Below are 19140 nucleotides of genomic sequence, written 5' to 3'. Positions count from 1 at the left end.
TGAGGAGGAGGTTTCGATGGCGGTTACGGCGGCGGGGACCGGGTTGCTGGCGCACTTCAGTGCGCTGGAGGACCCGCGGCAGAGTGGCAAGGTTTTGTACCCTCTGCCGGAGATCCTTCTGGTCGTGCTATGCGGAACGCTGAGCGGGTGCGACGACTTTGTCGAGATGGCGCTCTGGGGACGCGAGCACCTGAGCTTTCTGCGCAGCTTTGAGCCGTTTGCGCGCGGCATCGCCAGCCACGACACCCTCAACGACGTCGTCCGGGCGCTTGATCCGGCCCTGTTCGAGGATTGTTTCGTCAGCTGGATCAACAGCTTGCGCGGTGCGGCGGGAGCCGAGGAGATCGCCGTGCCGGAGACGATCGCGATCGATGGCAAGACCATGCGGCGCAGCGGCAGCCGGCGGGGTGCCGGACCGCTGCATCTGGTCTCGGCCTGGGCGTGTGGCCAGCGTCTGGTGCTGGCCCAGGAAGCGGTGACCGGCAAGTCCAACGAGATCACCGCGATCCCGCGCCTGCTCGACCAACTGGTGCTCAAGGGCGCCCTGGTGACGATCGACGCCATGGGCTGCCAGCGCGCCATCGCCGAGCAGATCGTTGAAGCCGAGGCCGATTACGTGCTGGCGATCAAAGGCAACCAGAAATCCCTGTATGGCTCGATCCAGCGCGCCATCGCCGAGGGGCGGGCCGAGGACGGCTTCGGCCTCGACATGGTGCGGACCGAAGACGCCGATCACGGGCGGAACGAGGTGCGCCGGCACTTCATCCTGCACGACGTCAGCACACTCAACCGGCGCCACGCCTGGCCGGGATTGGGCGCGGTCGGCATGGTCGAGGCCGAGGTCGAGCGCGACGGCAAGACCACCGTCACCCGGCGCTGCTTCCTGTGCTCCCGACCGATGAGCGCTGCTGAGTTCGCCGCCGTAGTCCGCTCCCATTGGCAAATCGAGAATTCGCTGCATTGGGTGCTCGATGTCGTCTTCCGCGACGACCATGCCCGCGTCCGCAAAGGCTATGGCGCTAGGAACATGGGCCTGATCAAGCGTATTGCCGTCAACCTGCTGAAATCCGCCACAGATAAAAACAGCCTCAAGGTCCGTCGAAAAAAAGCTTCCTGGTCAACCGGTTACCTCCACTCCCTCATAATTGGAACTGCCTGAGCGCCTTCAAGCGATTCCCCTGCCGACCAGGCCGAGACCATCTTCGAGGAGTTCCACCGCATCAATCCGGGGGAGGGCGGCGATGACGCGGAGGAGGCCCAGGGTCTCGGGCTGGGACTCGCGATCGTGCGCCGCCTCGCCGGGCTGCTCGGCCACCCCGTTTCGGTGACCTCGACGCCGGGCCGCGGCTCGCGATTCTCGGTCGAGGTGCCGCTGGTCGCTTCCGCCGCTCCGGCCACGCCCGCGCCGCCGGTGTCCGAACACCCCCGAGGGCGGGGGCTCGCATTGGTCCTCGATGACGAGCCGGTGATCCTGATCGGGCTGAGGATGCTGCTGGAAAGCTGGGGCTACCAGGTGCTGCCGGCCCGGAAACCGGACGATGCCCTGCGCCGGATGCCGGACACCGGGGTGCCCGACCTGATCATCGCCGATTACCGCCTGGGGGACGGAGTCAAGGGACCGGACGCGATCCGGAAGCTGCGGGCCGCTTTGGGAGCGGAGATCCCCGGCGTCATCCTGACCGGCGACACGACCCGGGAGCTGTTGGACGAGGTCGAGCGCGGCGGCTTCGACCTCCTGCACAAGCCGGTGGCCTCCCATGAACTGCGCCGGAAGCTGGAAGGCCTGTGCCGGCCGGCCTGAGGGGTCGGCTCAGATCCCGACCTCGACGGCGGCATTGACGACGTAGATCATCTCGTTGGCGTCGCCCTTGTCCGCCAGGAAGATCCCGCTGGGCGCCAGCATGCCGCCGGCGACCACCTCGATGCTGACCTGGCCATAGGGGAAGACCGCGCGGACAGCGTCGTGGTCCAGCTTCCCGGCGTCGGCCGGCACCGCGAGGTGGACCCGCACCTGCATGCGGCTGGTGTCGCCGTCCACCAGGGTGCGCATGCCCGGCATGGAGTTTCGCTCGATCGCGTTCCGCACCGCGCGCACGGCCGCCTTGGTCACGTCCTGGCCGTGCAGGTCGGCGCCCATGCCCAGCTCGACGAACATCACCTGCTTCATGGCTTCATTCCTCCCTTTGCAGTCCGGATCGGGCGGGCTTATCCCGGATCGCCCGCCACCCTCACGGGTTCGGCCGGGACGCCGCCGCCCAGCACCTTGTACAGGGTGACAAGGTTGCTGAGCTGGGACAAGCGCGCGTTGATCAGGTCCTGCTGGGCCGCGTAGAGCGATCGCTGGCTGTCCAGCGCGTTCAGGAAGCTGTCCAGGCCCCGGTCGTAGCGCAGGATCGACAGGTCGTAGCTCGACCGCGTCGCGTCGACCAGGGCGCTCTGGGCCTCCAGCTGGTCGTCCAGCGTGCCCTGGGCCGCCAGCGCGTCGGAAACCTCGCGGAAGGCGATCTGGATCGCCCGCTCGTATTGGGCGACGCCGATTTCCCGCTGGACCTTGGCGGTCTCCAGGTTCGCTTCCCGGAGGCCGTAGTCGAAGATCGGCAGTCCGATCTGTGGCATGAAGCTCCAGGCGCCGCTGCCGCCGTCGAACAGGCCCGACAGGGCGGCGCTGGCCGTGCCGGCCGAAGCGGTCAGCCCGATGGTCGGGAAGAACGCTGCCCGCGCGGCGCCGATATTGGCATTGGCCGCCCGCAGGTCGTACTCGGCCTCGATGATGTCGGGGCGGCGCCGGAGCAGGTCGGAGGGCAGCCCGACCGGCAGGTCGGCGACGAAGTCGCCGGTGCCGAGCGACGGTGCCCGGTCCAGCACGGAATCGTCGATCGGGGTGCCCGCCAGCAGCGCCAGGGCGTTCTTGTCCTGGGCGATCTGGCGGACATAGGCCGCCCGGTTGGCCCGCGCCGTCTCCACCGCGGTGCGCGCCTGGGCCACGTCGAGCTGGGTGCCGACGCCGCGGTCGAAGCTGCGCCGGGTCAGGTCGAAAGACTGCTGCTGGGTGCGCAGCGTGTCCTCGGTCAGTTTCAGCAGTTCCTTGTCGGCCAGCAGGGTCAGGTATGCGTTGGCAACCTCCGCGATCAGCGAGATCCGGACCGCCGCCCGGGCCTGCTCGGTCGCGAAGAAGCTCTCCAGCGCCGATTGCTCCAGGCTGCGGATGCGGCCGAACAGGTCCAGCTCGAACGAGGTGGTGCCGACGCTGGCCTCCCATTGGCTGCCGACCGAGGTCCTTCCGGTCCGCGACAGGTCGGCCGGCGTGCGCTGGCGGGTCAGGCTGCCACCGACGTCGACCGCCGGCAGCAGGGCCGACCGCTCGATGCGGTACTGGGCCCGGGCCTGCTCGACGTTGAGCGCCGCGACGCGCAGGTCGCGGTTGTTCGCCAGGGCGGTTTCGATCAGCTCCTGGAGTTGGGGCGAGCGGAAGAACTCCTGCCAGCCCAGGTCGGCCAGCGTGGGCCCCGCGCTCGCCGGCAGCGCCGCCGCCGAGTCGGCGTATGCCGGACCCGCCGGCCAAGCCTGCGGCACCGGCGAATCGGGCCGGATGTACTCGGGGATGAAGGAGCATCCGCCGAGCAGCAGCAGGCCGAGGGACGCGGCGGCGAGGCGCCGTCTTGTCATGGTCTTGTCCGTCATGTCTTCAACGCCTCGTCAGTCGGCCTGGGCCGGTTCGGGGGTGCCCTGGCGCCCCTTGGGCGCCCAGCGGGCGACCAGCTTCAGCACCGCCACGAAGAACACCGGCACGAAGAAGATCGCCAGCACGGTGGCCGAGATCATGCCGCCCATCACGCCGACGCCGATGGCGTTCTGGCTGCCCGAGCCGGCGCCGGTGCTGATCGCGAGCGGCAGCACGCCCAGGATGAAGGCGAAGGACGTCATCAGGATCGGCCGCAGGCGCTGGCGGCAGGCTTCGATGGTCGCCTCCAGCAAGTCCATGCCCTCGTCATGCATGTCCTTGGCGAACTCCACGATCAGGATCGCGTTCTTCGCCGACAGGCCGATGGTCGTCAGCAGGCCCACCTGGAAATAGACGTCGTTGGGCAGGCCCCGCAGATGCGCCGCGATCACGGCGCCCAGGACGCCCAGCGGCACCACCAGGATGACCGAGGCCGGGATCGACCAGCTCTCGTACAGGGCCGCGAGGCACAGGAACACGACCAGGATCGAGATCGCGTACAGGGCCGGGGCCTGCGAGCCCGACAGCCGCTCCTCGTAGGACAGGCCCTGCCATTCGAAGCTGATGCCCTGGGGAAGCTGGCGCGCCAAGCCCTCCATGATCGTCATGGCCTCGCCCGAGCTGATGCCCGGTGCCGCCTGGCCCTGGATGTTGATCGAGGAGACGCCGTTGAACCGCTCCAGCCGGGGCGAGCCGTAGTCCCAATGGGTGGTCGAGAAGGTGGAGAAGGGCACCATCTCGCCCTTGGCGTTCCGCATGTACCAGCGGTCCAGGTCGGACGGCAGCATGCGGTAGGGCGCGTCGGCCTGGAGATAGACCCGCTTGACCCGGCCGTTCTCGATGAAGTCGTTGACGTAGCTGGAGCCCCAGGTCGCGGTCAGCGTCGTGTTGATGTCCGCCAGCGACAGGCCCAGCGCGCTCGCCTTCTCGCGATCGATGTCGATCCTTAACTGTGGATTGTCGTCCAGTCCGTTCGGCCGCACGCCGACCAGCGACGGGTTCTGCGCCGCCAGGCCGAGAATCTGGCCGCGCGCCTGCATCAGCGCCTCGTGGCCCAGGCCGCCGCGATCGACCAGCTGCATGTCGAAGCCGGTGGCGTTGCCCAGCTCGATGATGGCAGGCGGGGTGAAGGCGAAGATCATGGCGTCGCGGACCCGGGACAGCGAGGCCATGGCGCGCGCGGCGATGGCGCTGACGGCGCCCTCGTCGCTGCCGCGGACTTCCCAGTCCTTCAGGTTGGCGAAGGCGATGGCGGTGTTCTGGCCCCGGCCGCTGAAGCTGAAGCCGGCGACCGCGAAGATGCCGTTGACGTAGTCCTTCTCGTCCTCGAGGTAGTGGCGCTCGACCGCCTCGACGGTCTCCAGCGTGCGTTCCAGCGTGGCGCCGGGTGGCAGGGCCATCTGAGTCAGCAGGATGCCCTGGTCCTCGTTGGGCAGGAAGGCGGCGGGCAGGCGGACGAACAGGACGCCCAGGCCGGCGACGATCAGCAGGTAGATCAGCAGGTACCGGCCGCGCCGGTGGATCATGTGGCCGACGCCCCGCTGGTACCGGACGTTGCCGCGGTCGAAGCTGCGGTTGAACCAGCCGAAGAAGCCCTTGCGCGGCTGGCCGTGGCCCTTGACCGGCTTCAGCATGGTGGCGCAGAGGGCGGGCGTCAGGACCAGCGCCACCACCACCGACAGCACCATGGCCGACACCACGGTCAGCGAGAACTGGCGATAGATGGCGCCGGTCGAGCCGCCGAAGAAGGCCATGGGGACGAACACGGCGGACAGGACCAGTGCTATGCCGATCAGCGCGCCGGTGATCTGACCCATGGATTTCCGGGTCGCCTCCCTGGGCGAAAGGCCTTCCTCCGCCATGACGCGCTCGACGTTCTCGACCACGACGATGGCGTCGTCGACCAGCAGGCCGATCGCCAGCACCATGGCGAACATGGTCAGCGTGTTGATGGTGAAGCCCGCCGCCGCCAGCACGCCGAAGGTCCCCAGCAGCACCACCGGGACCGCGATGGTCGGGATCAGCGTCGCCCGGAAGTTCTGGAGGAACAGGTACATGATGGCGAAGACGAGGACGATCGCCTCCAGCAGCGTATGCACCACGCCCTCGATCGACAGCTTGACGAAGGGGGTCGTGTCGTAGGGATAGACGACCTCGACGCCGGCCGGGAAGAAGGGCTTCAGCTCCTCGATCCGCGCCCGCACCGCGGCGGCGGTGTCCAGCGCGTTGGCCCCGGTCGCCAGGCTGATGCCCATGCCGGCGGCCGGCTTGCCGTTGTAGCGCGCGACGGTGGTGAAGTTCTCGGCCCCGACCTCGACCCGGGCCACGTCGGACAGGCGGATCTGGGAACCGTCGGTGTTCACCCGGACCAGGATGCGGCTGAACTCCTCCGGCGTCTGGAGCCGGGTCTGGGCGATGATGGTGGCGTTGAGCTGCTGGCCCGGCGTCGCCGGGGCGCCGCCGAGCTGGCCGGCCGACACCTCGGCGTTCTGCGCGGTGATGGCGCTCACCACGTCGGTCGTGGTCAGGCCGTAGCTGATCAGCTTGTTCGGGTCGAGCCAGATGCGCATGGCGTGCTGGGCGCCGAACAGGGTCACGGTGCCGACGCCGGTCACCCGGCTGATCGGGTCCTGGACGCTGGAAGCGACGAAGTCGGCGATGTCGTCCTGGGGCATCGTGCCGTCCGACGACACGAACCCCATGACCATCAGGAAGGTGTTGTTGCCCTTGGTGACCTGGACGCCCTGCTGCTGCACCTCCTGCGGCAGGCGCGGCATGGCGAGCTGCAGCTTGTTCTGCACCTGCACCTGCGCGATGTCGGGGTCGGCCTCCGGGTTGAAGGTCAGGGTGATCTGGGCGGTGCCGGAGCTGTCGCTGTTGGACGAGATGTAGCGCAGATGGTCGAGACCGTTCATCTGCTGCTCGATGACCTGGGTCACCGTGCCTTCCAGCGTCTGGGCCGAGGCGCCCGGATATGTCGCGTTGATGCGGATGGACGGAGGGGCGATCGAGGGGTACTGCTCGATCGGCAGCCCCAGGATGCTGAGGCCGCCCGCCAGCATGATCACGATCGCGATCACCCAGGCGAAGACCGGCCTGTCGATGAAATATTTTGACATGATGGTTCCGTGATCTGGGCTCCGCCCTTACCGGGCGTCTTCCGCCTGGGCGACCGCGCCCGGCTGGCCGGCGTCGAGCGCCACCGCGTTGACCTGGGCGCCGGGCGCCACCTTCTGGATGCCTTCGACGACGACCCGGTCGCCGGGGGCGACGCCCTGGGTGACCAGCCACTTGTCGCCGATCGCCCGCTCCGCGCTCACGGTCTTCTGGGCGGCCTTGCCGTCCTGGCCGACTGCCCAGACGAAGGCGCTGCCGTCGGGGCGCCGGACCACCGCCTGCTGCGGCACCATGAAGACGTTCTCGGCGGCGCCCCAGTTGACCTTGGCCCGGACGAACAGGCCCGGCAGGAGGTCCTGGTTCGGGTTCGGGAAGACGGCGCGCAGACGGACCGAGCCGGTCGACTCGTCCACGCTGACCTCCGAGAACTGGAGTTCGCCCCGGTGCGGGTAGGGAGCATCGTCCGACCCGCCGACCAGGAGGGTGACCGGCGCCTTGCCTTCGACGCTCTGGATGGCGCCGCGGCTGACCGCCTGGCGCAGGCGGAACATCTCGGCGCTGGACTGGGTCACGTCCACGTAGATCGGGTCGAGCTGGGTGACCGTCGCCAGCGCCTGGGTCTGGTTGGCGGTGACCAGGGCGCCCTCGGTCACGGTCGAGCGGCCGATCCGGCCGGAGATCGGCGAGGCGACCTTGGTGTAGTCGAGGTTGATCTGGGTCGTCCGGATCGCCGCCTTGGCCGAGGCGACCTGGGCCTCGTTCTCCAGCAGGGTCGCCGCGATGTCGTCGTAGTCCTGCTGGCTGACGGCGCGCGACTTGACCAGGTCGCGGTAGCGGGACGCCTTGGTCCGGGCCGACTTGGCCGCCGCCTCGGCGCGCTGGAGCTCGGCCTTGGCGGTGTCGAGCGACGCCTGGTAGGGGGCGGGGTCGATCTGGTAGAGCTGCTGCCCCGCCTTGACCTCCGCGCCTTCCTCGAACAGGCGCTTCTGGATGATCCCGTTGACCTGCGGCCTGACCTCGGCCAGCCGCGCCGCCGTGGTCCGTCCCGGCAGTTCCGTCGTGACATCGACCGACTGCGGCTGCAGCGTGACGACACCCACCTCCGCCGGCGGGCGGCCCTGGCCGCCCTGTTGGGCCCCCTGTTGGGCAACGGCGCCCGTGTCATCACACCCCGTCGCGAGAAAAAGCATCGCAACGGCAATCGAAGAGTTTCTGACTGACCAGAAATTCATCATCGCAGCCCCATGACCTGTCTGTTTTTCTTGAAGAAACCACCTGGTGGGGCGGCAGGACGCACACCCGCATTGAACCGGCCGGCTCTGTACTGTACGATACAGTATAGTGCGCAGGTGCAAAGAACAAGTCTGTCTGATCGGAGGATGCTGAATGGCAGGGCGCGAGATGGTGCATAGGGGGCGGAGCACTGGGGTGCGCTCATGACGCTGGCGGGATGTTTCAAGATGTGCGGGCCGCGAGGGGACGCCCGGCGCCGCGCCATACTGGACGCCGCCTGGACGCTGTTCCTGGAGAAGGGGTTCGAGCGGACCACGCTGGCCGACATCATCGCCCTGTCGGGCGGATCGCGGTCGACCCTCTACGAGGCGTTCGGCGACAAGGACGGCCTGTTCGAGACCGTGATCACCCTGAAATGCGAGGAGTTCGTCGAGCGCTTCCGAAACATACCGTTCCGTGACGGCGATCCCGAGCGGGCGTTGACGGATTTCGGCATGAACTTCGTCCAGGGCATCCTGTCCCCGGACAGCCCGAAGATCATGCGCCTGCTGATCGCCAACGCCGACCAGCTGCCCAGGGCGATCGACGCCTTCCTCAAGGGCGGCCCGGCCGTCATCAAGGGCATCCTCGCCGATTACCTGGGGTCGGCGACGGCGCGCGGCGAGTTGCGTATCGCCGACGCCGAGCAGGCGGCCGCCACCTTCATGGGGCTGCTGCACGGCGACCAGTACCTGAAGATGCTGCTGCGGCCGTCCGAACTGGCGACGCCGGAGGAGATGGACCGCCATGTCCAGGGGGTGGTAGCGATCTTCCTCGACGGCGTGCGCTGACGCCGGTTCCGGGTGCTCACTCCGCCGGTTTCGCCAAGGTGAAGTGGAAAGTGCTGCCGCGGCCCAGTTCGGAGGTGACCCAGATCCGGCCGCCATGGTGCTCGACGATCTTGCGGCAGATCGCGAGGCCGATGCCGGTGCCGTCGTAGTCGCCGCGGCCGTGGAGCCGCTGGAACACCATGAAGATGCGGTCGAAATGCTCCGCCGCGATGCCGAGGCCGTTGTCGGTCACGCCGAAGCGCCAGCAGCCTGGCTCGTCGGCCCAGTCGATCGAGATTTCCGGCACCCTGCCGGGAGAGCGGTATTTCACCGCGTTGCCGATCAGGTTCTGGAAGAGCCGCGTCAGCTCGTTGTCGTCGGCCGGCACCACGGGCAGATCGGGCGGCATCCGGAGCACGGCGGCGCTCTCGGCAAGCGCCACCTGAAGATTGTGTCGGGCCGCCACGATCACGTCGGCGACCGGAGTCGGCGCCATCGGCTTGGAGCGCCGGCCGACCCGTGAATATTCCAGCAGGTCCAGGATCAGCCGGTCCATCCGCGTGGCGCCGTCGCGGGCGAAGCCGATGAAGTCCCGGGCGTCGTCGTCCAGCCTGTCGCCGTAGCGGCGCTGGAGCAGCGACAGGTAGCTGGTGACCATGCGCAACGGTTCGCGCAGGTCATGGGAGGCGACATAGGCGAACTGTTCCAGCTCGGCGTTGGAGCGCTTCAGTTCCTCCGCCTGCCGGGCCATCCGGTCGCGCGCGTCGGCGATCTGCTGCTCGTGCCGGGTCCGGTCGGTGGTGTCGCTCATCACGCCGACCAGGCCGCCGACGGACCCATCGGATTGCCGGTACAGCGCCTTGGAGAACAGGATGTCGTGGCGCGATCCGTCGGCGAAGTCGATCTGGGTCTCATAGACCTGGAACGGGTCTTCCAGGGCCGCCAGGCAGATATCGGTGTTGTCGTCCAGTCCGGCGAGGCCCGGCCCCATCAGGTCCGACGCGCGCCGCCCGACCACCTCGTCCACCGTACGGCCGTGGATCGCCGCGAAAGCCCGGTTGCAGCCGACATAGACGCCGGCCGCGTCCTTGTAATAGATCGGGCTGGGAATGGTGTCGAGCAGGGTGGAGAGGAACGCCACCTGGTCGCGCAGCGCGGCTTCCGCCCGTTTGCGCTCGGTGTCGTCGCGCGAGGCCGCGTCGATCGCCCCCTGCTGCAGGCGCAGCTGCTCCGCCAGCGCGCGCCCGGTTCCGGCCAACCGGTCGATCCGGTGCAGGAGCGCCAGGAGGATCGCCCCGGCGGCACCCGCCACGGCGACGGTCGACGGCGGCGCCCCGGCCCTGGCCATGATGGCTGCCATGATGGCCAGGGCGGCGATCGCCACAGCCGAGGCGGCATGCCGTTTCAATGTTCCGCAGTTCAGGATAGACCCCGGATGCCCTGTGGTGACTGGGTTGCGCCAGCTAGGCCGGGTGCTGCTTAACATTTGAATGATGACCGCCGATCCGGACAATAAGTCGCGCTTTCCAGATCGTTGCGCCCGTTATGGTGATGGTACGAATCGTTCGCCGTCGCAGGCATTTCCTGCCCGCGGCGGATGCTGGCGCAGGTCCGCTGCGGGGCGCATCGGGAGGGTCATCATAATGGATGGACGGTCGAAGCTACCTGCGGTCGGTCGCGGGTCCGGCGCCCCGCCGACCGGGCGCGCGGACCGGCGGACCGTCCCATGAGGCGAGCGCGCCTGGAGAGCCTGCTGCCGGAGATGGCGGCCGCGCTGGTCGTGCTGCTGGTCCTCGGCGGCGTGTTCCTGGTGGACGCGGCGGATGGGCGGCGCTATGCCGAGCAGACCGCCGCCGGGGTGACCGGACAGGCGGCGGCGATCCGCGCCCGGGTCGAACAGTCGCTCAACGCCCGCCTTTTCCTGGTGCGGAGCCTGGTGGCGCTGGTCCGCAGCAACCCGGACCTGACCCAGACCGAGTTCGAGGAGGCCGCCGCCGCCGCCGCGGAAGGAATCACCGGCGTGCGCAGCCTGGCGCTGGCGCGCAACGCGGTCGCGACGCATTTCTATCCGCTGGCCGGCAACGAGCAGGCGATCGGCCACGACCTGCTGGCCGATCCGAACCGGCGGGGCGCCATCATGGAGGTGCTCGGCAAGCGGCGCTTCCTGATCCAGGGGCCGGTGCCCCTGCTGCAAGGCGGCGTCGCCGTGGTCGGGCGGCTGCCCGTTGTGCTGCCCGACAACGCGACGGCGGCCATCCAGGGCACCCCCCGCGGCAAGGTGTGGGGGCTGGCGGTCATCATCATCGACGTGGAGACCATCCTGCGCGAAGCGGGGGTGGCGGACGCCGGGGGCGAATCGGTCGAATTCGCCATGCGCGGCCGGGACGGCTTGGGCGCGTCGGGGGAGGTCTTCCTGGGGCGGCCCGAACTGTTCGGGGAAGCCCCGGTGCTGGCCGACATCACCCTGCCCAACGGGACTTGGCAGCTGGGCGCGCTGCCGCGCGGCGGCTGGTCCAGCCAGTCGCCCTACAGCGCCAGCCTGCGTCTGCTCGGCGGGCTGCTGGCCGCCGCCTGCGGGTTCGCGGTCTGGCGGCTGGTGCGCGACCCGATCAACCTCCGCCGTGAAGTGGCCGCCGCGCGCGAGACCGTCCTGGTCAGCGAATGCCGCCAATCGATGCTGGTGGACAGCGTCGAGGACTACGCCATCTACATGCTGGGACCCGACGGCACGATCGCGAGCTGGAGCAACGGCGCCCGGCGCATCGTGGGCTACGGGGCGGAAGAGATCATCGGCCAGCACTACCGGCTGTTCTTCCTGCCCGACGCCGCCCTGGCCGGCGTGCCCGACGTCGAACTCGCCGTCGCGCGCGAGCAGGGCCGGCACTCGGCCGAACGCTGGCATCTGCGCCGGGACGGGTCGCGGTTCCCCTCCGTCACCACCATCGCCGGCATCCGGGAGGACGGCCGGAAGGAGTTCCGGGGCGGCGGCGAGGGGCGCCTGCTGGGCTTTTCCGTGGTCACCCACGACCTGACCCAGCGGATCGAGATCGAAAACAACCTGCGGGAGAGCAACCGGCGCTTCCAGGACATCGTCGGCATGGCCGGGGAGTTCATCTGGGAAAGCGACATCGCCGGCCGGTACACCTTCGCCAGCGACCGGGTCCAGGACGTGCTGGGGCACAGCCCGGCGGAGCTCCTGCATTGCGCCATGATCGACATGATGGCGCCGGAGGACGGCGCCCGCATGACGGCCATGCTGCGCAACCGCGCCGCCACGGCACACCCGTTCCGCCACGAGGAGTTCCGCTGCATCGGCAAGGACGGCAGGACGGTGTGGCTGTGGATAAGCGGCATCCCGATCCTGCATGCGGACGGACATGTCACCGGATTCCGGGGCGTGGCGCAGGACATCTCCGACCAGAAGGTCATCGAGAACCGGCTGCGCCGGACGGTCGAGAAGCTGGAACGTTCCAACGTCGAGCTGGCGCGCTTCGCCGAGGTGGCGGCCCACGACCTTCAGGAGCCGCTCCGGATCATGGTCAGCTACGCCAACCTCCTGGTCCGCCGCTATTCCGGGCGGCTCGACAAGGATGCCGACGATTTCCTGGGATTCATCGTCGAGAGCAGCGTGCGCATGAAGTGCCTGATCCAGGATCTGCTTCGCTATTCCCTGATCGAGCGGAGCGACCCCCCGGCGTCGCTGGCCGACACCGGTGCCTGCATCCGGGAAGCCGCGAACGGGATGAAGGACATCGTCCACGCGATCGGCGCCACCATAGACCTGCCGGACCACGCCCCCCGTCTGCCGGGAGATGCCCGCCAGATCACCGAGATCTTCCGGAACCTGCTGGCGAACGCGATCGAGTACCGGGCGCCCGACCGCGACCTGAAGATCGGCATCGGCGTCAAGCCGGTCGGCTCCGCCTGGGAGTTCTCGGTCTCGGACAATGGCATCGGGATCGAAGCCCGGTATTTCGACCGGATCTTCATGGTGTTCGAACGTCTGCACACCCACCAGGTCCATCCCGGCACCGGCATCGGGCTGGCGATCTGCCGGAAGATCGTCGAACGCCACGGTGGGACCATGTCCGTGTCGTCGGTGCCCGGCTCCGGCTCGGTCTTCTCCTTCACCCTTCCCGCGGCTGCGGCGGATGACCACGGGCCTCGCGCCGAGCTTGTCGCGGAACCGGCGGCGTCATAAGGATTTCCCTTGCTCACCGCCGGATCGGGGCTTCAGCGTGCATCAGTACTCCCATGGCCTGAACATCCTCCTCGCCGAGGACAACCCGGCGGACGCGCGGCTGGTCGAGGAAGTCATGAAGGAGGGCAGGTTCCTGGCGAAGCTGCACCGCGTCGAGGACGGGGTCGAGGCCATGGCCTTCCTGCGCCGGGAGAGCCCCTACGAAGGGGTGCCTCGCCCGGACCTGCTGCTGCTCGATCTCAACATGCCGAGGAAGGACGGCTGGGAGGTGCTGGAAGACATCCGCGCCGACCCTGGCCTTACCGATCTGCCGGTCATCATCCTGACCACCTCGGACGTCCATTCCGACGTCCAGCGGGCCTACAGCCGGCACGCCAACTGCTTCCTGACCAAGCCGGTCGAGCTTGAGGATTTCATCAGGATGCTCACCCTGCTGAAGGACTTCTGGTTGACCGCCGTCCGGCTGCCTTCCGGCTGATCCCGTCCCGGTTCGGAATGCCCGAGATGCTGCCCATCCAGGTCCTGCTGGTCGAGGACAATCCCGGCGATGCGCGCCTCGTGCGTGAACTGCTTGGCGAGGAGGAGAACCGCTTCGTCGTCGACCATGTCGGCTCCCTCGGAGCCGCGGCCGAGCGGCTGGCGGCCGGCACCACCGACGTGGTCCTGCTCGACCTGTCGCTGCCCGACAGCCAGGGGTTCGGCACGATCAGCAACATCCGCGCCCGGGCGTCGCACCTGCCGCTGATCGTCCTGACCGGCTTCGACGATGCCGATTTCGCGGTCGAGGCGGTCAAGGCCGGCGCGCAGGATTTTCTGGTCAAGGGACAGTTCGAGGGCGGGACCATCCGGCGGGCGATTCGCTACGCGATCACGCGCCGGTCCCTCGAGGAGCGCGTCCGCCTGTCGGAGGAGCGCCTGAAGGGGATCATCGAACTGGCTCATGACGGCATCGTGGTGATCGACGGGAGCCATCGCATCTCGCTGTTCAACCCGGCGGCCGAACGCCTGTTCGGCTACCGGGCGGACGAGGTCCTGGGCCAGCCGCTCGACCTGCTGCTGCCGGAACGGGCACGCGAGGCGCACCGGCACCATGTCGGGCAGTTCGCCGGCACTGGTCCGGGCTCCAGCGCCATGACCGAGCGTCCGGCGGTGACGGGGTTGCGCCGCGATGGTACCGAGTTCGCTGCCGAGGTCTCCATCTCGCATTTCCCTTCGCCGGGAGGGCAGCTTTTCACCGCCGTCGTGCGGGACACTACGGACCGCCGCCGCGCGCAGGAGGAACTGGTCCGGCTCGCCACTACCGACGCGCTGACCGGCGCCGCCAACCGGCGGCATTTCATGGAACGGGCCGAACTCGAACTCGCCCGCTTGCGGCGCTACGGCGGGCCGGTGTCTCTGGTCATGCTCGACGTCGACCATTTCAAGCGGGTGAACGACTCCCACGGCCATGCCGCGGGCGACGCGGCGCTGATCCTGCTGGTCAAGAGCTGCCGCTGCATGCTGCGCGACACCGACCTGGTCGGCCGCCTCGGCGGGGAGGAGTTCGCGCTCCTGCTGGTGGATGCCACGGACCAGGATGCCCTGCGGATCGCGGAGCGGGTCCGCCGGAACCTGGCCGACCTGGAGGTCGGCGCCGACGACGGCACCGCCTTCGGCATCACGGTCAGCATGGGCGTGGCCGGTTGCCGGTTCGAGGACGCCAGCATCGAGCATGCCCTGGGGCGGGCCGACCGCGCGCTGTACCAGGCCAAAGCGACAGGGCGCGACCGAACCGTGGTCGCGCCCTGAGGGATGATCGGATTCACGTTTCGTAAGTCGGCCCTGGTCCGCAGCGCCAGCGCCGACAGCATGCGGTAACGTTGGAGTCCGCCGTCGGCGTTCGCCCTGACGGGCGAAGGCCAACCTACGGTTTCAGGTGGCCGCCGCCGGACCGCCAGCTCACTTCCAGCCGGCGCGGTCCATGATCTTGAGGGCTTCCTCGTTGTTCTTGCCGAACACGGAGGCGTTCAGCTCGTCCTCCTTGAAGGAGCCCCAGGAGGCGATGACCGGCGACTGTTCCGCCTGCTTCAGGACCGGGTACTCGTAGTTGCCTTCGGCGAAGATCTTCTGGGCCTGCGGGCTGACGAGATATTCCAGGAACTTGACGGCGTTCTCACGGTTCGGGGCGTTCTTCAGGACGCCGGCGCCGCTGATGTTGACGTGGGTGCCGCGGTCGCCCTGGTTGGGGAAGAAGACGCCGACCTTCTCCGCGATGGCCTTGTCCTCGGGCTTGCTCGACCCGGCGATGCGGCCGAAGTAATAGGTGTTGCTGACCGCGATGTCGCCCTCGCCGGCGGCGACCGCCTTGATCTGGTCGCTGTCACCGCCCTGGGGAGCGCGCGCGAAGTTGGCGACGATGCCGCGGGCCCACTCCTCCGTCTTCTTCTCGCCGTGGGCGGCCAGCATGGAGCCGGCCAGCGACTGGTTGTAGACGTTGGTCGAGGAGCGGATCAGCAGGCGGCCCTTCCACTTCGGGTCGGCCAGGTCCTCGTAGGTCGACAGGTCGGCCGGTTTGACCGCCGCCTTGTTGTAGATGATGACGCGCGCACGCTTGGTCAGGCCGAACCACAGGCCGGACGGCTCGCGCAGGTGGGCCGGGACGGCCTGCTCCAGCACCGGGGACTTGGTCGGCTGCAGGATGTCGGCGTTCTGGGCGCGCCACAGGCGGCCGGCATCGACGGTGATCAGGATGTCGGCCGGACTGTTGCCGGACTCGGTCCGGATGCGCTCGATCAGCTCATCGTCCTTGCCTTCGATGATGTTGACCTTGATGCCGGTCTGCTGGGTGAAGTTCGTGTAGAGCGCCTTGTCGGTGTCGTAGTGGCGCGACGAATAGACGTTGACCTCGGCAGCCTGGGCGGCGAAGGCCGTGCCCAGCATGACGGCGCCGAAAGTGGCGGCAAGCGTACCGCGAGTGAAGAGTTTCATCGGTTTCCCTCGACAGGCCGGCGTGAATGAGATGCGTTCGCAACGCCCGGCACCATGTTCGGACACGCCGCGCCTGTCAAGCGAGTTTGAGAAGCATTTGCAGATCAACGGGCGCGGCGGTTGGCCGTGCCGGCCCCGCGCCGGCCTCCGGCAGGCTGGCCGGCCCTGGTGTCCTCGTCGAACAATTCGGCCAGCTTCTCCATCATGGTGCCGCCCAGTTGCTCCGCGTCGACGATGGTCACCGCGCGCCGGTAATAGCGGGTGACGTCGTGGCCGATGCCGATCGCCACCAGCTCGACCGGCGAGCGGGTCTCGATCGTGTCGATGACCTGCCGCAGGTGCCGTTCCAGGTAGTTGCCGGAATTGACCGACAGCGTCGAGTCGTCGACCGGCGCGCCGTCGGAGATCACCATCAGGATGCGCCGCTGCTCCGGCCGGGCCATCAGGCGGTTGTGCGCCCACAGCAGCGCCTCGCCGTCGATGTTCTCCTTCAGGATGCCTTCCCGCAGCATCAGCCCAAGGTTCTTGCGGGCGCGGCGCCACGGCGCGTCGGCGTTCTTGTAGACGATGTGCCGCAGATCGTTGAGCCTGCCGGGATTGGCCGGCTTGCCCCGGCCGATCCACCGCTCGCGCGCCTGCCCGCCCTTCCAGGCCCGCGTGGTGAAGCCCAGGATCTCGACCTTGACGGCGCAGCGCTCCAGGGTGCGCGCCAGGATGTCGGCGCTCATCGCTGCGATGGTGATCGGCCGGCCGCGCATCGATCCGGAATTGTCGATCAGCAGGCCGACCACGGTGTCGCGGAAGTCGGTCTCCTTCTCCCGCTTGAACGATAGGGGCAGCACCGGGTTGACCACCACGCGGCTGAGCCGCGCCGCGTCCAGCAGGCCGTCGTCCAGGTCGAACTCCCACGCGCGGGTCTGCTTCGCCAGAAGCCGGCGCTGGAGCCGGTTGGCCAGCCGGGAAATCACGCCCTGGAGATGCTGGAGCTGCTGGTCCAGCAGGGCCCGCAGCCGGGTCAGCTCGTCCGGGTCGCAGAGGTCGTCGGCCTCGACCACCTCGTCGAACTCCGTCGTGAACGCCTTGTAGGCGTCGGGATCGATCTCGTTGCGGCGGCTGTGGTCGGGACGCCAGGGCTGCCCGGGCGAGCCCGGCTCCTCCGACCCGCTGCCCTCGGCCATCTCGCCGTCCATCTGGTCGGCGCCCTCCGCCCCGTCGTCCTGGTCGACCTCGCGGGTGTCGGGCTGGGTCATGGTCTCGGTCTGGCTGGTCGAATCCTCGCCGCCGCGGGACTGGCCGTCGTTCGGCTCGTTCTCGTCCGGCTCGCCCTCCTGCTGCTCCTCGTCGTCCTCCTCGGTCGTCTCCGGTTCGCCGCCGACCTCCATGTCCAGGTGGGACAGCAGCTTGCGGACCTCGCGGGCATAGCGGTCCTGGTCGTCCAGCAGCGCCGCCAGCTCGCTCATGTCCTTGCCGATCCGCTCCTCGACCCAGGGGCGCCAAAGATCGACCGCGAAGCGGGCGGTGGCCGGCGGCGGCGCGCCGGTCAGGGCCTCGCGGGCCAGCAGGCGCATCACCTCCGACAGGGGAGCCTGGTCGCGCTCGGTCACCCGCTCGAAACCCTGACGGCGGTACCGCTCGTCCAGCGCCGCGCCCAGGTTGGACGCGACGCCCGGCATGGCGCGGGCGCCCAGCGCCTCGCAGCGGGCCTGCTCCAGCGCCTCGAAGGCCGCCCGCGCGGTGTCGCCGGTCGGCATGCGCTGGGTGTGGATGCCGCTGTCGTGGTGGCGCAGCCGCAGGGCCACCGCGTCGGCCGCCCCGCGCAGGGTGGCGACATCCCGGGGGTTGAGGTCGCGCGCGGGCATCGGCACCCGGACCCGCGCCCCGGCCACGCCCGGCGGCTCGCCGCTGAAGCCGATCTGGAGATCGTTGCGCTCCGCGATGGCCCGGATCGTGGCCGACGTGGCGCGCTTGAAGATCTCGACGGGGTTTTCTTTGTCGGACATGTCTATCTTCGGCTCTGCTGTTTCGAGCGGGCCGGGGCGCGCCTCGCCCCACCCTCGGATCGGTGCCCCGTCTTTACGCCAGGTTGGCGCGCACCCCGGTCTCCGGAAGCTCGGTGCCGAAGCAGCGCTGGTAGTATTCGGCCACGGTCGACCGCTCCACCTCGTCGCACTTGTTCAGGAAGGTGATCCGGAACGCGAACGGGATGTCGTTGAAGATATTGGCGTTCTCGGCCCAGGTGATGACCGTGCGGGGCGACATGACGGTCGAGATGTCGCCCGACATGAATCCGGCGCGCGTCAGGTCGGCGAGTTGGACCATGGCCGAGATCTGCTGGCGCCCCTTCTCGTCCGCATAGCCCTGGACCTTGGCAGCGACGATCTTCACCTCGTCGTCGTGCGGCAGGTAGTTGAGCGTGGCGACGATGTTCCAGCGGTCCATCTGGCCCTGGTTGATCTGTTGCGTGCCATGGTAGAGGCCGGTGGTGTCGCCCAAGCCCACGGTGTTGGCGGTGGCGAACAGGCGGAACGCCGGGTGCGGCCGGATCACGCGGTTCTGGTCGAGCAGGGTCAGCTTGCCCTCGACCTCCAGCACGCGCTGGATCACGAACATGACGTCGGGGCGGCCGGCGTCGTACTCGTCGAACACGATCGCGCAGGGGTGCTGGAGCGCCCAGGGCAGGATGCCCTCGCGGTACTCGGTCACCTGCATGCCGTCGCGCAGCACGATGGCGTCCTTGCCGATCAGGTCGATTCGGCTGATGTGGCTGTCCAGGTTGATCCGGATGCAGGGCCAGTTGAGGCGGGCGGCGACCTGCTCGATATGGGTCGACTTGCCGGTGCCGTGGTAGCCCTGGACCATGACCCGCCTGTTGTAGGCGAAGCCGGCCAGGATCGCGAGGGTGGTGTCGTGGTCGAACCGGTAGGTGTCGTCCACGTCGGGCACATGCTCGGAATTGGCGCTGAAGGCTGGAACCTGGAGGTCGCTGTCGATCCCGAAAGTCTGCCGGACGGAGACCTTGATGTCCGGGAGCGAGCCGGTCAGCGCTGGTTGTTGTGTCGTTTCGGAGGCCATAGTGTCTGTCGCTTCATTCA

Annotated in this window: 14 protein-coding genes; 6 read left to right on the top strand and 8 right to left on the bottom strand. The window is 68.6% G+C overall.

The window, feature by feature from the left end; genetic code table 11:
* Positions 1-16: 16 nt before the first annotated feature.
* Positions 17-1159: an ISAs1 family transposase gene (locus tag DPR14_RS22975; protein ID WP_158043337.1), complete on the top strand. Its 1143-nt coding sequence runs from the start codon at positions 17-19 to the stop codon at positions 1157-1159.
* Positions 1160-1198: 39 nt separating this feature from the next.
* The gene (locus DPR14_RS22970) at positions 1199-1801 is read left to right on the top strand and encodes an ATP-binding response regulator (protein ID WP_343038750.1); all 603 of its coding nucleotides are present in this window, start codon (positions 1199-1201) and stop codon (positions 1799-1801) included.
* A gap of 9 nt (positions 1802-1810) precedes the next feature.
* On the opposite strand, the gene DPR14_RS22965 is transcribed toward DPR14_RS22970, so the two are convergent.
* From DPR14_RS22965 to DPR14_RS22950, 4 genes are read right to left on the bottom strand one after another with little or no spacing between them, the layout of a single operon-like run.
* Entirely contained in the window at positions 1811-2167 is a 357-nt protein-coding gene (locus DPR14_RS22965) for a Lin0512 family protein (RefSeq protein ID WP_158047216.1), read from the bottom strand.
* Between the two features lie 38 nt (positions 2168-2205).
* Positions 2206-3666, bottom strand: a complete 1461-nt coding sequence (adeC, locus tag DPR14_RS22960; RefSeq protein ID WP_158047215.1) for an AdeC/AdeK/OprM family multidrug efflux complex outer membrane factor — start codon at positions 3664-3666, stop codon at positions 2206-2208.
* A 30-nt stretch (positions 3667-3696) separates the two neighbouring features.
* Positions 3697-6840: an efflux RND transporter permease subunit gene (locus tag DPR14_RS22955; protein WP_158047214.1), complete on the bottom strand. Its 3144-nt coding sequence runs from the start codon at positions 6838-6840 to the stop codon at positions 3697-3699.
* A 27-nt stretch (positions 6841-6867) separates the two neighbouring features.
* Positions 6868-7938 (bottom strand): efflux RND transporter periplasmic adaptor subunit, encoded by a 1071-nt coding sequence (locus DPR14_RS22950; protein WP_343038673.1) that lies wholly within the window; start codon positions 7936-7938, stop codon positions 6868-6870.
* Between the two features lie 360 nt (positions 7939-8298).
* Here DPR14_RS22950 and DPR14_RS22945 point away from each other — a divergent pair, with 360 nt between their 5' ends.
* Entirely contained in the window at positions 8299-8901 is a 603-nt protein-coding gene (locus tag DPR14_RS22945) for a TetR/AcrR family transcriptional regulator (protein WP_192499122.1), read from the top strand.
* 16 nt (positions 8902-8917) lie between these two features.
* Here DPR14_RS22945 and DPR14_RS22940 read toward each other — a convergent pair whose 3' ends face one another.
* On the bottom strand, positions 8918-10288 hold the full coding sequence (locus tag DPR14_RS22940; protein WP_192499121.1) for a sensor histidine kinase: 1371 nt from the start codon (positions 10286-10288) through the stop codon (positions 8918-8920).
* 318 nt (positions 10289-10606) lie between these two features.
* On the opposite strand from DPR14_RS22940, the gene DPR14_RS22935 reads away from it, so the two are divergent.
* Genes DPR14_RS22935 through DPR14_RS22925 form a run of 3 tightly spaced genes read left to right on the top strand, consistent with a single transcriptional unit; the run spans position 10607 to position 14869 of the window.
* The gene (locus DPR14_RS22935) at positions 10607-13081 is read left to right on the top strand and encodes a PAS domain S-box protein (RefSeq protein WP_158047210.1); all 2475 of its coding nucleotides are present in this window, start codon (positions 10607-10609) and stop codon (positions 13079-13081) included.
* Positions 13082-13118: 37 nt separating this feature from the next.
* Positions 13119-13559, top strand: a complete 441-nt coding sequence (locus DPR14_RS22930) for a response regulator (RefSeq protein WP_343038672.1) — start codon at positions 13119-13121, stop codon at positions 13557-13559.
* A 26-nt stretch (positions 13560-13585) separates the two neighbouring features.
* On the top strand, positions 13586-14869 hold the full coding sequence (locus DPR14_RS22925) for a GGDEF domain-containing response regulator (RefSeq protein ID WP_192499119.1): 1284 nt from the start codon (positions 13586-13588) through the stop codon (positions 14867-14869).
* Positions 14870-15019: 150 nt separating this feature from the next.
* Here the strand turns inward: DPR14_RS22925 and DPR14_RS22920 are convergent, their stop codons facing one another.
* From DPR14_RS22920 to cobS, 3 genes are all read right to left on the bottom strand, one after another.
* Positions 15020-16048, bottom strand: coding sequence for a Fe(3+) ABC transporter substrate-binding protein (locus DPR14_RS22920; protein WP_158047208.1), 1029 nt, complete (start codon positions 16046-16048; stop codon positions 15020-15022).
* 104 nt (positions 16049-16152) lie between these two features.
* Positions 16153-18048, bottom strand: coding sequence for a cobaltochelatase subunit CobT (gene cobT, locus DPR14_RS22915; protein ID WP_158047207.1), 1896 nt, complete (start codon positions 18046-18048; stop codon positions 16153-16155).
* Positions 18049-18121: 73 nt separating this feature from the next.
* Positions 18122-19120 carry a cobaltochelatase subunit CobS gene (cobS, locus tag DPR14_RS22910; RefSeq protein WP_158047206.1) on the bottom strand — a complete coding sequence of 333 codons (999 nt, stop codon included), beginning with the start codon at positions 19118-19120 and terminating at the stop codon, positions 18122-18124.
* Between the last annotated feature and the right edge of the window lie 20 nt (positions 19121-19140).

Source organism: Skermanella pratensis (assembly GCF_008843145.1).
GTDB lineage: Bacteria > Pseudomonadota > Alphaproteobacteria > Azospirillales > Azospirillaceae > Skermanella > Skermanella pratensis.
Note: the sequence above shows the minus strand (reverse complement) of the source record. Positions and strands in the feature narration are given on the sequence as shown.